Source organism: Mesorhizobium sp. B1-1-1 (genome assembly GCF_006442955.1).
Lineage (GTDB): Bacteria > Pseudomonadota > Alphaproteobacteria > Rhizobiales > Rhizobiaceae > Mesorhizobium.
The window spans coordinates 469786-482284 of record NZ_VFWW01000002.1; the positions used below are offsets into that span (position 1 = coordinate 469786).

Annotated in this window: 10 protein-coding genes; 3 read left to right on the top strand and 7 right to left on the bottom strand. The window is 61.9% G+C overall.

From position 1 onward, the window contains the following. Nucleotide 1: 1 nt before the first annotated feature. Genes FJ986_RS05220 through FJ986_RS05235 form a run of 4 tightly spaced genes read right to left on the bottom strand, consistent with a single transcriptional unit; the run spans nucleotide 2 to nucleotide 4558 of the window. Nucleotides 2-1102, bottom strand: a complete 1101-nt coding sequence (locus FJ986_RS05220; RefSeq protein WP_140673593.1) for a glycosyltransferase family 4 protein — start codon at nucleotides 1100-1102, stop codon at nucleotides 2-4. Next, a complete protein-coding gene (locus FJ986_RS05225) occupies nucleotides 1087-2379 on the bottom strand; it encodes a TIGR04295 family B12-binding domain-containing radical SAM protein (protein WP_140497414.1) in 1293 nt (430 codons plus the stop codon). The genes FJ986_RS05220 and FJ986_RS05225 overlap by 16 nt, the downstream gene beginning before the upstream one ends. Further along, nucleotides 2376-3455: an NAD-dependent epimerase/dehydratase family protein gene (locus tag FJ986_RS05230; RefSeq protein WP_140673595.1), complete on the bottom strand. Its 1080-nt coding sequence runs from the start codon at nucleotides 3453-3455 to the stop codon at nucleotides 2376-2378. The genes FJ986_RS05225 and FJ986_RS05230 overlap by 4 nt, the downstream gene beginning before the upstream one ends. Continuing rightward, nucleotides 3452-4558 carry an SDR family NAD(P)-dependent oxidoreductase gene (locus FJ986_RS05235; RefSeq protein ID WP_140663342.1) on the bottom strand — a complete coding sequence of 369 codons (1107 nt, stop codon included), beginning with the start codon at nucleotides 4556-4558 and terminating at the stop codon, nucleotides 3452-3454. Before FJ986_RS05235 ends, FJ986_RS05230 begins: the two co-directional genes overlap by 4 nt. 216 nt (nucleotides 4559-4774) lie before the next feature. Here FJ986_RS05235 and FJ986_RS05240 point away from each other — a divergent pair, with 216 nt between their 5' ends. Continuing rightward, complete coding sequence (locus FJ986_RS05240) at nucleotides 4775-5047, top strand: hypothetical protein (protein ID WP_140497420.1); 273 nt, start codon at nucleotides 4775-4777, stop codon at nucleotides 5045-5047. A gap of 40 nt (nucleotides 5048-5087) precedes the next feature. Here FJ986_RS05240 and FJ986_RS05245 read toward each other — a convergent pair whose 3' ends face one another. Next, nucleotides 5088-5684 (bottom strand): response regulator, encoded by a 597-nt coding sequence (locus FJ986_RS05245; RefSeq protein WP_140497422.1) that lies wholly within the window; start codon nucleotides 5682-5684, stop codon nucleotides 5088-5090. A gap of 273 nt (nucleotides 5685-5957) precedes the next feature. On the opposite strand from FJ986_RS05245, the gene FJ986_RS05250 reads away from it, so the two are divergent. Both FJ986_RS05250 and FJ986_RS05255 read left to right on the top strand, forming a co-directional pair. After that, on the top strand, nucleotides 5958-9065 hold the full coding sequence (locus FJ986_RS05250; protein WP_140561674.1) for a CheR family methyltransferase: 3108 nt from the start codon (nucleotides 5958-5960) through the stop codon (nucleotides 9063-9065). Continuing rightward, a complete protein-coding gene (locus FJ986_RS05255; RefSeq protein WP_140515210.1) occupies nucleotides 9062-9433 on the top strand; it encodes a response regulator in 372 nt (123 codons plus the stop codon). The genes FJ986_RS05250 and FJ986_RS05255 overlap by 4 nt, the downstream gene beginning before the upstream one ends. A gap of 404 nt (nucleotides 9434-9837) precedes the next feature. Here FJ986_RS05255 and FJ986_RS05260 read toward each other — a convergent pair whose 3' ends face one another. Together FJ986_RS05260 and FJ986_RS05265 are read right to left on the bottom strand one after the other, a co-directional pair. Further along, complete coding sequence (locus tag FJ986_RS05260; protein ID WP_140497428.1) at nucleotides 9838-11016, bottom strand: zinc-dependent alcohol dehydrogenase; 1179 nt, start codon at nucleotides 11014-11016, stop codon at nucleotides 9838-9840. Between the two features lie 80 nt (nucleotides 11017-11096). Then, nucleotides 11097-11882 carry an SDR family NAD(P)-dependent oxidoreductase gene (locus tag FJ986_RS05265; RefSeq protein WP_140497430.1) on the bottom strand — a complete coding sequence of 262 codons (786 nt, stop codon included), beginning with the start codon at nucleotides 11880-11882 and terminating at the stop codon, nucleotides 11097-11099. Between the last annotated feature and the right edge of the window lie 617 nt (nucleotides 11883-12499).

Genomic DNA, 12499 nt, shown 5'->3' on the forward strand with positions numbered 1-12499 from the left:
ATCAGCGCTCCGCCATCGCTAGGGCCGCTTTGTCGTAGACGTCGCGCATGGCCGCTGCCTGCCTCGCCAACGAAAACCTGCGGCTCCGGCGCAGGGCTGCCCGTCCGAGCTCCCGCCTGTGCTGCGCATCCGCGGAGAGACGGTTGATGCAGGTGGCGAGATCATGCGGATCGCGCGCGTCGTAGAATAGCGCGGCCCCGTCCCATAACTCGCGGTAGGTGGCGATGTCGGATAGAACCAGCGGCGTCGCCGACATGGCCGCTTCCAGCGTCGCCAGGCCGAACGGCTCGTAGAGCGATGGCGACACGAAGATTCCGGCGCGTGCCATCAGGGAGCGCATCTCGTCATGCGGTAGCGCTCCGAGAGCGACGGCATGGCTGAAGCCGGCGTGCTGGCCGTCCGGACCTAGCGTGGAACCGGCTGCAAAGACGGGCCATTGCGTTATCGACGCGGCCTGGTCGATCACCGTGGCGTTCTTGGCTTCGTCCCACCAGCGGGCGGCGGCGAAGACGAGCGGTTGACGTTTTTCGGCTTTCGCAACCGGGCGGGCGCCGTTGGCGACGACATTGAGACGCGCGATTTGTCCATAGCAGGTTTCGAGCATGCCGGCGTGGCTGTGGCTCGGCGCGATGACGGCGTCGGCCCTGTCGAAGCCGCGCCTGTTGCGCTGCTTCTGCCAGTCCCATGCACTGTCCACCGCCTGTCCCTTGACGGCATGGAACCATGTGACCACGCAGGAATGCGAGACCACCACGACAGGGCAGGGCGCATCGAGCCCCACTGCCTGCGTCGGCGCATTGAGATGAACGAGGTCGATGGCGTGGTCACGAATGGGCGCATGCAGCTCCCCCGGCAACGCATCGAGGTCGCTGGCATTGCGGGTCATCCAATCCGGCGGCGTGTTCAGCCAGGTCAGTGTCGCCAAGGACCGTGCTTCTTCGGCCTGTCGCGTGGATGGTTCCGGACCGAGACCGGCGAGCAAAACGCTGTCCCCGCCGTCCACGAATTCCCGCGCCAGATCAAGCGCGTACCGCCACACGCCGCCCACGGCATCGACCGTCATCAGGATGCGCCGCGAACGCGGGGTCAGTGTCCGCAACATGTCGCCTCCAGTTCCGCCAGCGGACGCGGGCGCTTCTCCTGGATGTCGCTGAATTTTTGGAACGAGGCGAGATAGTGTTCATGCGCGCGCTCCCACGCGATGTCATCGGGCTCGCCCCAAAGCTCGCGATAGCTGGGCGAACTCGGGTAGGGATAGAGAGGTACCGGCTCATTGGCCCATACGCCGTTGTCGATCAGGTGGTTTCGCCAGTAGTCGACCAGGGCAGGGTCATCTTCGACCACGCCGATCAGATTGGCCTGGACGAACGGAACATGGCGTCTTGCATCTACGAGCAGCGCGGCGAGTTCCTCCGTGCCCAGGCGGCAGCGCTTGGCCAGCATGGCCCGGCCCTCCACTGTCAGGCTTTCGAGGCCCGCTTCGATTGACACGCAACCGGCCGCGCCAAGCAATTCCAGCAGTTCGGGCTTCCACAGGTCGATGCGGGTCTGTACGCCGAATTTCACATCACGGTCGACCAGTGCCTCCAGCAAGGCTTTCTGCGGCAGGAAAATCTCGTCGATGAAGTAGATATAGCCGACACCTTGGGCGATCAGCCGGTCTATTTCCGTCACGACCGCCTCGTGATTTCGGCGGCGATAGGCATCGCGGAAATCCATCTTGGCGCAGAAGCTGCAATTGTAAGGGCAGCCGCGCGACGCCTCGACTTCCGCGCCGAACCCCACCTGGTGGTCGTCGAACCTGTGATGGTGGTGCGCGTGCGCGGCGATCCAGTCCGATGGCCATTCGAGCGGCGGATGGTCGATGAACGAACTGGCGTGGACGCCGCCGTTCGAGATCAGCCTTGCTTCGCTAAAGTAGGCGGTTGACGACACCGCACTCCAATCATCGCGCCGTGCAAGGTCGGCCACGACCTCCTCGCATTCGCCGCGCACGATGATGTCGACGCCGAGCTTGCGCAGCGTTGGCGCCGGTGTCGCCGAGCCATGCGGCCCGACCGCGACGGTGCGCCCGCCCCGCCCGGCAAGGCGGTTGAGAAAATCGGCCGGCACGCGCAATTCCGGCGGCGCGCAGCGCCAGAACAGATAGGTCGGCGCGGTGGTGACGACCGTCATTGCCGGCGCGAACTCGGCCACCCGTTCGGAAAGGCTGGAATTGTCAAGCTTCTGAAGCTGTCCGTCCAGCATCAGCACCTCATGGCCAGCCCGTTCGAGCAAGGCTTTCGAGTAGCCGAGTTCCAAGGGTAGATGCGGTTGGCGGCAGCCGAAATAGATGCTGTCGTCGTAGGTCCAGAATGGGTTGACCAACGCGATTTTCATGCGACGTACCTCTCGGCTTCGGCGTGGGGTTCGAGCCGGTGACGCTGCAACCATTCGGCGAGGTCACGGATGCCTTCTCGCCACGAAACATGCGCCGTCCAGCCAAGCGTGGTTTGCATCTTTCTCGTATCGGCGACGAAGAAGGGCTGGTCGCCCGTCCGCTCTGCCTCATAGCGGATCGACAGTGCTCGATCCGTCAGGCTGCCGATCTCGCTCAACAGCATGCGCAGGCTGAGCGCATTTTTCGGTCCGCCGCCGAGATTGAACGCCTGGCCCGTGATCGTCTCGATCCGGTCGAGCACGGCCCTGTAGGCTGCAACTGCATCGGAGACGTGCAGGATGTCGCGCACCTGCCTGCCGTCGCCGTAAATGGTTATCGGCCGCCCCGAAAGCGCGCAAAGCAGGAAGTGCGCAACCCAGCCCTGGTCCTCCGTTCCGAACTGGCGCGGGCCGTAGATGCAGCTCATCCGCAGGACCGCCGTCGGCAAGCCATAGGACTTGGCGTAGTCGAGCACGTACTGGTCGGCCGCGCCTTTGGAGCAGCCATAGGGTGTGCAAAAGTCCAGGCTGCGGCCCTCGCCGATGCCCTCGGTGCGGATCGCAGGGTCGCAGGGCACATAGCGCTCGCCCTCCGGGCGAACCGCAATGTCGGGGAGGCTGCCGTACACCTTGTTGGTGCTGGCGAAGATCACCGGGATTCGTTCGCCGCTCTGTCGCGCCGCCTCCAGGACGTTGAAAGTTCCTCTAAGGTTAATGTCGAAATCCTCGCCCGGCCGAACCAGGCTGGTGGTAACGGCGGTCTGCGCGGCCAGGTGGAATATGGCTTTCGACCCCGTGAGGGCCGAAGCCAAGGCGTTGGCGTCGCGCACATCGACGGTTTCCACGGTGAGGCGGCTTCCATGCTTGTGCGACAACCATTCAAGGTTCTGTTCGACACCAGCGCGACTGAGATTGTCGATCACCAGCACCGGCTCGCCGTCCGACAACAGGCTGTCGGCAAGATTGGACCCGATGAAGCCGCTGCCGCCGACGATGGCGACAGGTGCTTCGCGACGGTTGGGCCTACCCGGCTTCATGACACCAGCCCGCGTTCTTCGAGTTCGCGTTTCATGTCGGCGCCGCGATCGATGGCAATCGTGTTGCGCACCCAGGAAACGAAGTCGCCGAGGGAATTCTCCAACTGCCGCCCTGGTTCGAAACCCAGCAGTTCGCGCGCCTTGGAAATGTCGGCGAAGCAGTTGCGAATGTCACCGGAACGCGCTTTGCCGAGCAGCTCGGGCGAGCGGTCCGGCGTTCCCATGGCCTCGGCCAGCAGGCGCGCGACATCGCGGATCGCATAAGCCCGGCCGCTTCCGATGTTGATGACGTGGCCTTTTGCCTGGCGTTGCTCCAGTGCCAGGCGAAAGGCGCGGGCGACGTCACGTACATGAACGAAATCGCGCTTCTGCTGGCCATCTTCGAAGATCATCGGCCGCTTGCCGTTGGCCAGACGCGAGGCGAAGTTGGCCAGCACGCCGGTATAGGGGTTTGAAAGCGCCTGTCCGGCGCCGAAAACGTTGAACAGGCGCAGCGCCACCGCATCGACGCCATAGGCTTCGCCGAAGATCAGCACGGCGCGTTCCTGGGCATATTTCGTCAATGCATAGATGGAGGCGAGATCGATCGGCTTTTCTTCGTCTGTCGGCAATGGCGAGAGAGGTTCACCGTCCGCAGACAAGGGATTCCATTGTCCGCCTTTGAGGTCGTTGGCCTTGCGCCGGGCGTTGCCGACGCGCCGGCCGTCGGGCGTGGCGTACAGACCTTCGCCGTAGACGCTCATCGAGGACGCGACGACGATCCGCTCGACCGGGTGCTTGATCAACACCTCGAGCAGTGTTGCAGTGCCGAGATCGTTGGCGCCGACATAGCGGGCGATCTCGTACATGGATTGGCCGACGCCGACTTCCGCAGCCAGGTGAACCACCCCGTCGACGCCCTTCAGCGCCTTGGTGACGGCTTCGCGATCGCGCACGTCGCCCTTGATCAGTTCGGCTCCAGCGGGAAGGTTGACCGCTTCGCCGGCATGCACCTGATCCAGCAATGCATCTAGGATGCAAACCGAATAACCGTGATCGGCGAATTCTTGTGCGACGTGGCGACCAATGAAACCACAGCCCCCTGTGACCAGTATACGTTTCACGACAACTCCTCGGACTGGTGACCTCGGCGCCCCCAACTTCTCGGCAAAAGCTTTGTTCCCTGCGCATCAACAAAGTTCTCCTGGCGGTTTCATTCGACAGCAGGCGCATCGCACCACGCGACGGGTGCTGGAACATTGCCTGCCGTGTGCTGTTAGGACGCTCAACAGTTGCCGCGGTGCGTGCGCGGCGAGAGAGCTGGCTGAAAGGAGATTTCAATGTCGCAATCGCAGACGACCACCAATCACGAGGAGATTCGCAAATGGGCCGAGGAGCGGAACGGCCGGCCGGCAGTGGTGCGAACCAAGGGCGAGGGCGGCATCCTGCGGATCGATTTCGGCGAGCCCGAGGAGGCATTCGAACCAGTCGAATGGGATGAGTTCTTTCGGATATTCGATGAGAACCGTCTGGCTTTTCTTTACCAGGCCAACACCGGCGGCGGGCAAACCAGCCGTTTCAACAAGTTCGTCGAGCGTGACCAAAAGGGCTGACCGAGGGCCGGCTGGCGATCAATCGGAAACCTGGTTCGGCTCAGTTCAGAAGCCTTGCGCCGCCGGACTTTGCCAAATCGCGCATGATGGCGTTAAGCCAGTCTTCGGTGGACTGGCCGATCCGCCTTTGGTCGATGTCACGGATCGCTCGCTCGAGCGTCCTTTCGACAAGCCGGTCGGAGGCTTCCACATCCCCCAGCAACAGACGTGCCGCAAGCCTGAGCTTGGGCAGGAGCGAAAACACGTCATCCGGCGAACTTGGCACAAAGCCGCTCGCCTCAGCCGGGCCTTGCGGCGGGAAAAGGGCGTTGAATACAGCCCCGCTGCCCGAGGATTTTCGCAGGTTGCTGGCATGCCGGAGATGTTCGGGAATGGCGATATCGCTGTCACCGCTGAAAAACACGAACGGGACGCCGCGGCGCATCAGTTCGTCCGCGATCGGAAAGACACGTCGCCCGTTGAGGTTGACGTCGAGGATGGCAGCCTCGGCCGATTCAGTGTGCAATGATGCTTGTTCGACCGTCGCTGCCGGTCCCAGGATGATCGCACCCATATTGCTGAAATAGCGGGCGAGATCTCCGGCTACCATCCATTCGTCTTCCACGATCAGAAGATGCACCCCTTGCAGATCGCGCACCCGGTCATCCTTTCTCGAGCAGTATCTGGTGGAAACAGTGTCCCTCGCCGAGCCTGCTGGCGTTTCGGCACGAGCCCGGCAATTCCACGCCGCTGACTCCATGTGCGTCGGGAGCTTTGTTTCAGATGGACGTTTGGTCATTGAACACGTGAACTCCAAATTCAACGCCATCCGTCGCGACTTGTTCCGTATCTCCGCCGCGCCTATGCTTACCTGCTGTCCAGCCTGCTTCATAAGTGATTTCGCACACAGGTGCCGAAAGGGGAACTTCCAGTGACAGCCCAGGCGAAAAGATTTCCCATCGTGGGCGTCGGCGCGTCCGCCGGCGGGATTCCGGCGATGGAAGGGCTGTTCAAGGGGATGACCGATCAGCCCGGCATGGCGTTCGTCGTCATTACTCATCTCAGCCCTAAGCGAGAGAGCCTGTTGCACGAGGTCGTCGGCCGCTACACCGAAATGGCGGTCGAAATCGCGGCGGACGGCATGGTCGTTCAACCGAACCACGTCTATGTCATGCCGCAGAACGTGACCATGACCATCGACAAGGGAATGCTGCGCCTGCGCCGGCCCAATGGGTTCAGCCAGGAGCGCAAACCCATAGACATCTTCTTCAGCGCACTGGCCGAAGACCAGGGCGAACATGCCGTCGGCGTCATCCTGTCGGGCGGAGATTCCGATGGAACCTTGGGCGCCAAGGCGATCAAGGAGCATGGCGGGCTCACCGTTGCGCAGATCTCCGACGGCTACGGCCCGCGCAACCCCGATATGCCGCAGAGCGCCATCACCAGCGGACTTATCGATATAGCCGCGCCCGCCGAGGAGATCGGCACGAAACTGGAAGCCTTCACGCGCGGCTTCGACGCGTTGAATGGGTTGGCGGAGGAGGATAGCGTCCGCACGGCGGGTATGGAAAAGGTCCTGTCTCAGATCTACGGCATCCTGCGCAGCCACTCAGGCCATGATTTCTCGGGCTACAAGACCAAGACGTTCCTGCGACGCATCAAGCGGCGCATGCAGATCGCGCAGATGCAATCCATTGGCGCATACGTGGAATGGCTGCAGAAGGACCCTCGCGAGGTGATGAACCTTTTTCGCGACCTGCTGATCAACGTCACCAACTTCTTTCGCGATCCCGAGGCCTTCGAACTGCTCGAGCGAAAGATCGTACCGCAACTCTTCGAAGGCAAGACCGCCAACGACATCATCAGGGTGTGGATTCCCGGCTGCGCCACAGGCGAAGAGGTGTTCTCCATCGGCATCCTGCTACGCGAACATGTGGAAAAGCTCCCGGTCGTTCCGCGAATCCAGATATTCGCGACCGATATCGACGAACCGGCGCTGGCGGTGGCGCGGGCAGGGCGCTATCCCGAAGCCTTGCTGCAGGGACTTTCCCCCGAACGCCGCCAACGGTTTTTCAATGGCGACGGCGACACCTATGTCATCAGCAACGAGATACGGGAGCTGTGCATCTTCTCGCCGCACAGCGTCGTTCGCGACCCGCCTTTCTCACGCATGGACCTGGTGTCGTGCCGTAACCTGCTGATCTATTTCGGCCCCGCCATTCAGAACCGGGTCATTCCTATTTTCCATTACGCCCTGAAGCCCGGCGGTTATCTTTTCCTCGGCACCTCGGAGAGCGTCGGACAGAACGACGATCTGTTCGCTACCGTCGACAAGAAACATCGCATCTTCCAGGCGCGGGAGCATGCCTCGCCGCATGTCAGGCTGCCGGCCCTGATCGGCGATGGCCGTTCAGGCGCATTCCCGTCCGAGAGCACTGGCTTGAGGAAGGGAGCCGCCGGTTATCCCCTACGCCAGGCGGTCGAGGCGCAGGTGCTGGAGCGCTTCGCCCCCCCGCATGTGCTGGTCAACGCCGAGGGCGATGTCGTCTACTACTCAGCTCGCACCGGCAAATATCTCGAAGCGCCGCAAGGCATTCCCAGCCGGCAACTGTTGACAATGGCGCGCCGTGGGCTGCGACTCGACCTGCGCGCCGCGCTGCGGGAAGCGACGTCGACGCGCCGGACCGTCATACGGGAAAATCTCACGGTCGAGGAGGATGATGAGCGGATCCAGCCGATCAAGCTCACCATTGAGCCGCTGGCGGAACGCGACAATGGCGAGCCGCTCTATCTCGTCCTGTTCGAACCGTCGGGACCTACGCAGATCCGCACAGACGAAGGCGGCAGCCATGACACCGACAGCACCGCCGATCTGGAGCGAGAACTGCGCGATGCGAGGGAGCGCCTGCAATCGACGATCGAGGAATATGAGACCGCACTGGAAGAGGTGAAATCGTCCAACGAGGAACTCGTCTCTGTCAACGAGGAGGCCCAGTCGACCAATGAGGAACTTGAGGCCTCGAAGGAGGAAATGCAGTCGCTCAATGAGGAACTGAACACTATCAATGCCGAGTTGACGAACAAGATCGAGGAACTCGATCACGCCAACAGCGATCTGCGCAACCTGTTCGAAAGCACGGAGATCGCGACCATTTTCCTCGATCGCAATCTAGTGGTGCGGACCTTCACGCCCGCGGCTTCGTCGTTCTTCAGTCTGCGACCCTCCGACGTCGGCCGGCCGCTGACGGACCTGTCGAGCCAGTTGGAGTATCCCGAGTTGAAGCAGCATATCGCCGAGGTGTTCGAGACAGGCGAGACCCTGAACCACCACCTTGCGCGCGACAGCGCCGGGCGGTTTCACATGGTCCATATCAATCCCTATCGGGACAAGAGCAACCGCGTTCAGGGTGTGGTCGTGACACTGGTCGACGTCACCACTCTGGCTCAGGCGGAAGAACATCAGCAGGTTCTCATCTCTGAGCTCAACCACCGGGTCAAGAACATGTTGGCGGTGATCGTCAGCATTGCGAGCCGCACGCGGGAGAAATCCGTGTCGAAGGATGAATTCGCGGAAGCCTTGATCGGACGCTTGCATGCGATGTCGCGGGCCTATGGATTGTTGAGCCGGAAAAGCTGGAAGGAAGCTTCGGTCAGCGAGCTGCTTCACCAGGAGCTCGAGCCGTTTGGCATTGAACGGTTCGAACTGAACGGCCAGGAGATAGAACTTGGACCGCAACAGGGTCTTTCCCTTAGCATGGCCGTCCACGAACTGGCCACCAACGCGGCCAAATATGGCGCTCTTTCCAAACCTCGTGGCAAGGTGGTGGTGATGTGGTCGATCGCTGACGACATGTTTACGCTTACCTGGCGCGAGAAGGACGGTCCCCCTGTCAATGAACCCGTCGGCAGCGGCTTCGGCCTCACGCTGCTGCAGGGAGAGATCGGCTACAGGCTTGGCGGCCATGTCGAAACCGTTTTTCGCAAGGAAGGCCTCAACGTTCAGATCGCATTTCCCGTTAACCGGAAGGAGGGGTCGTGAACGACGGACCGCGCGTCCTGGTTGTCGAGGATGAATGGCTAATCGCGGAAGACACCGCGTTAGTCCTGCGTAGCGCCGGTTACCAGGTGGTCGGTCCCGCGCCTTCGGTAGCCGCGGCGCTTCGTCTCGTCGGCTCGGACAAGATCGACATGGCGTTGCTGGACATTCAGTTGAACGGTGAAACGAGCCTGCCCCTCGCGGAGACATTGCAGGCGCAGGGTGTTCCCTTCGCCCTCATGACGGGATTTGGCGCGCGCGACCTACCGGCATCCTTTCGCGACTGCAAATTCGTGCCCAAGCCGGCGACTGAAGCAGCTATCCTGGCTGCGCTGGCCGACCTGGGGTCGCTGCGCGACGTTTCGCGTTGACGGGCACTCGAAGGGCGCCACAGGATCAGTCCAAGGGCTTGTCCGTCGGTCGCGGAGTCGTGCTGGGCTGCCGGGGACGACCGGCATTTCGATTGGCTGTGGGATTGTCCAGGGGAGGGGCTGAAGGGTGAGATCCTCCGGCAGTCTTCGGCGTCGGCGATTTCGCCCCTGCGTCCGTATCACCGGCGTCTCGCCTCGGGTGTGGCAAACCATCGGTGTTCGGAGACCGAATAACGGGTTTCGAGCGAGAATTCTCGTTGGCCATGGCGGCACCCTTCTTCCGAACCGAACTCAGCGGGTCAATCGCCGACACAACAGAAAGTTCCGAACTGCCAATGCCGATCGGGCGGGCGTCCAACGGATGCCGGGAATGAGACAGCTCTTGCCTCTGGAATTGCGACATCTCAGCCATGCGGCCGCATAACCACCTTGATGCAACCATCCTGCTTGTCTCGGAAGGTCTTGTAGAGGTCCGGCCCGGCTTCGAGCTCGGCTCTGTGGGTGATGACGAAAGACGGGTCGATCTCGCCATTCTGGACCTTGGCCAGAAGTGGTTCGAGATAGCGCTGGGTATGGGTTTGGCCCATTCGGAAGGTCAGCCCCTTGTTCATCGCGGCGCCGAACGGGATGTGATCGACCAGGCCGATATAGACGCCGGGAACCGAGATGGTGCCGCCCTTGCGGCAGCAATAGATCGCCTCTCGCAGCACATGCGGCCGATCGGTGCCGAGATAGACGGCGGCCTTCACCTTGTCGAGCATGGCGTCGGCGCTGGCGCCGGGGTCGGATTCAGTGCCGACGCAGTCGATGCAGCGATCCGGGCCGCGGCCGTCGGTCATCGCCATCAGTGCGTCGTAGATATTGGAATTGCTGAAGTCGAGCGTCTCTGCTTTGCCGTGTTCACGCGCCATGGCCAGCCGCTCCGGCACCTTGTCGATGGCGATGACGCGGCCGGCGCCGAGCATCCACGCGCTCTGGATGGCGAATTGGCCAACCGGGCCGCAACCCCATATCGCGACCGTATCGCCCGGCTCGATGCCGGCGTTCTCTGCCGCCATGTAGCCGGTCGGGAAGATGTCGGAGAGAAACAGCACCTGTTCATCTTCCATTCCCTCCGGCACCTTGATCGGACCGACATCGGCGAACGGAACCCGCAGATATTCCGCTTGTCCGCCCCAATAGCCGCCGACAAGATGCGAATATCCGAAAAGGCCGGCCGGCGATTGACCCATCGCTTCGGCGGCCTGTTTTGCGTTGGGATTCGAGCGGTCGCAAAGCGAAAACAGCCCGTTCTGGCAAAACCAGCACTCGCCGCAGGAAATGTTGAACGGCACCACCACCCGGTCACCCTTCTTGAATTTCGAATGGCCCTGACCAACCTCCACCACTTCGCCCATCGTCTCGTGGCCAAGCACGTCGCCCGATTTCATCGTCGGCATGTAACCGTTCATCAGGTGGAGGTCGGAGCCGCATATGGCGCAGCAGGTAACCTTGATGATCACGTCGCGGTCATCCTCGATGACGGGATCGGCCACTTGGTCGCAGCGTATGTCGCCTTTGCCGTGCCATGTAAGGGCTTTCACGATGTTGCTCCTGAGTTTCGAGGGTGCGTTTCATTGGTGAGACGCGCGTTTCTCGTGCGTGGCGCCGGAGATGCCGCCGGTCAGTCCTGGGACGCCGAGCCCGGCGCAGCCATCTCGCGGTGCTGTTCGGCCAGCGTACCCGCTGGCGTGACATGCGCAGCGGCGACCTGCAGCTTGTTCTTCCAGCCGCTGACCACCTGTTCTTCGCCAGTCATCATCGCTTCGTAGCCGGCCTTGGCAACGTCGGCCGGATTGTCCTTCTCGTCGGTGCCGACCTTGGTGTCCATCATCTCGGCGCGTTCGAAGAAGCGTGTCTGCGTGGCGCCGGGCATCAACACGGTCACCGTGACGCCGGTGTCCTGCAATTCGTGACGCAAGGCGATCGCGAAGGAATCGATGAATGCCTTGGTGCCGTTGTAGACGGCTTGGAAAGTCCCGGGCATGAAACCGGCGATCGACCCGGTGAAAAGAATGCGCCCGCGCCCGCGGCGAGCCATCTTGGCGCCGAGTTCATGCGCGAGATACACCGTTCCGGTGATATTGGTGTCGATGATGCGCCGGATCTTCCCCCAGTCCTGGTCGACGAAGCCATTGCCGAGCCCGCGTCCAGCGTTGAGAAACAGCAGGTCGATGTCACGCTCGCCAATTCGGGAGATCAGCCGATCCACGCCTTCGACGGTCGCGAGATCGGCCTCGACGGCTTCGACTGCGATATTATGTGAGCCGAGTGCCTCGGCGGCCTGCTGGATTGCCGGTTCATCAGCCGCAACGACGAGATTGTAGCCATCCTTCGCGCAGAGTTTCGCAAGTTCCTTGCCTATGCCGCTCGAGGCGCCGGTGACCACTGCGAGTTTTGCATCCGTCATGATTTCCTCCGTCGTGCCGGCCGAACCAGCAGAGGAGATGATTGTTCCGTGGATCGGTATCGTCCGGTCGGCGCCTGTCGGGAGTCTGACTTCTGCTCTTGGCCGGGCGATGGATTTTCGGAATTCGGGCGGGAACAACCGGATGGTCCCGCAGTTCGGCGCGTGCAGGAGGAACATGATGCAACATGCTGATAAGATCGCGCTCCGGCGTGTGAAAATGCTGGTCGAGCAATATGTGCTGACCAGGAGCAGGCGATATGATTTCGTGTCGACGGAGTTGGCTTGCAGGGCCATTCGTGAGGTGATGCGCAGCCCGATCGAAGATGCCGAACTGGATCGCATGTTGGCCAGAAGCGCGGCCAGGCAGGGGCTTTCGGTGCGATTCGACCGGATGGAAGCTTGGCAGGCTGCTTCGCCATCTCCCACCGAAGGAGTATCGATATGAGAGCCGTGTTGCTGATGCTGGCACTGGTCTGTCTGGCCGGGTGCAACAATCCCGATCCCGACAAATCCAAAGCGGATACGAACAGTCAGCCGGTCGACAAAAACCCCACAACCGACACGAACCCCACCCCACAAACCACCACCGGCGGAGATCAGCAAGGCACCCAACCGGC

Coding starts and splice junctions, on each gene's coding strand:
- FJ986_RS05220 (WP_140673593.1), bottom strand. CDS start 1,102: ATGTTGCGGACACTGACCCCGCGTTCGCGGCGCATCCTGATGACGGTC.
- FJ986_RS05225 (WP_140497414.1), bottom strand. CDS start 2,379: ATGAAAATCGCGTTGGTCAACCCATTCTGGACCTACGACGACAGCATC.
- FJ986_RS05230 (WP_140673595.1), bottom strand. CDS start 3,455: ATGAAGCCGGGTAGGCCCAACCGTCGCGAAGCACCTGTCGCCATCGTC.
- FJ986_RS05240 (WP_140497420.1), top strand. CDS start 4,775: ATGTCGCAATCGCAGACGACCACCAATCACGAGGAGATTCGCAAATGG.
- FJ986_RS05265 (WP_140497430.1), bottom strand. CDS start 11,882: ATGACGGATGCAAAACTCGCAGTGGTCACCGGCGCCTCGAGCGGCATA.